The sequence below is a fragment of the Corynebacterium sp. HMSC059E07 genome (assembly GCF_001814395.1).
Taxonomy (GTDB): Bacteria; Actinomycetota; Actinomycetes; order Mycobacteriales; family Mycobacteriaceae; genus Corynebacterium; species Corynebacterium hesseae.
Window position 1 is genome coordinate 1 of the sequence record NZ_KV816301.1, and the last position, 1,441, is coordinate 1,441.

Annotated in this window: 1 rRNA gene; it reads right to left on the minus strand. The window is 55.8% G+C overall.

What is annotated here, in order from left to right:
- Positions 1-9: 9 nt before the first annotated feature.
- Positions 10-1,441: ribosomal RNA gene (locus tag HMPREF2967_RS06015) — 16S ribosomal RNA — on the minus strand; the annotation flags it as partial.

Below are 1,441 nucleotides of genomic sequence, written 5' to 3' on the forward strand. Positions count from 1 at the left end.
GCTCCTTAGAAAGGAGGTGATCCACCCGCACCTTCCGGTACGGGTACCTTGTTACGACTTCGTCCCAATCGCCGATCCCACCTTCGACAGCTCCCTAACAAGTTTAGGCCACTGGCTTCGGGTGTTACCAACTTTCATGACGTGACGGGCGGTGTGTACAAGGCCCGGGAACGTATTCACCGCAGCGTTGCTGATCTGCGATTACTAGCGACTCCGACTTCATGGGGTCGAGTTGCAGACCCCAATCCGAACTAAGACCGGCTTTCAGCGATTCGCTCCACCTCACAGTGTCGCTGCGCGTTGTACCGACCATTGTAGCATGTGTGAAGCCCTGGACATAAGGGGCATGATGATTTGACGTCATCCCCACCTTCCTCCGAGTTAACCCCGGCAGTCTCTCATGAGTCCCCAACCAAATGCTGGCAACATAAGACAAGGGTTGCGCTCGTTGCGGGACTTAACCCAACATCTCACGACACGAGCTGACGACAACCATGCACCACCTGTACACCAACCACAAGGGACACTACATCTCTGCAGCAATCTGGTGTATGTCAAGCCCAGGTAAGGTTCTTCGCGTTGCATCGAATTAATCCACATGCTCCGCCGCTTGTGCGGGCCCCCGTCAATTCCTTTGAGTTTTAGCCTTGCGGCCGTACTCCCCAGGCGGGGCGCTTAATGCGTTAGCTACGGCACAGAAGACGTGGAAGCCCCCTACACCTAGCGCCCACCGTTTACGGCATGGACTACCAGGGTATCTAATCCTGTTTGCTACCCATGCTTTCGCTCCTCAGCGTCAGTAACTGCCCAGAGACCTGCCTTCGCCATCGGTGTTCCTCCTGATATCTGCGCATTTCACCGCTACACCAGGAATTCCAGTCTCCCCTACAGCACTCAAGTTATGCCCGTATCGCCTGCACGCCCGAAGTTAAGCCCCGGAATTTCACAGACGACGCGACAAACCACCTACGAGCTCTTTACGCCCAGTAATTCCGGACAACGCTCGCACCCTACGTATTACCGCGGCTGCTGGCACGTAGTTAGCCGGTGCTTCTTATACAGGTACCGTCACAAAAAGCTTCGTCCCTGTCGAAAGGAGTTTACAACCCGAAGGCCGTCATCCCCCACGCGGCGTCGCTGCATCAGGCTTCCGCCCATTGTGCAATATTCCCCACTGCTGCCTCCCGTAGGAGTCTGGGCCGTATCTCAGTCCCAATGTGGCCGTACACCCTCTCAGGCCGGCTACCCGTCGACGCCTTGGTAGGCCATTACCCCACCAACAAGCTGATAGGCCGCGAGCTCATCTTGCACCGAAAAAACTTTCCAACCACCACACTAAAGGCAGTTCATATCCGGTATTAGACCCAGTTTCCCAAGCTTATCCCAGAGTGCAAGGCAGATCACCCACGTGTTACTCACCCGTTCGCCACTCGAGTACCCC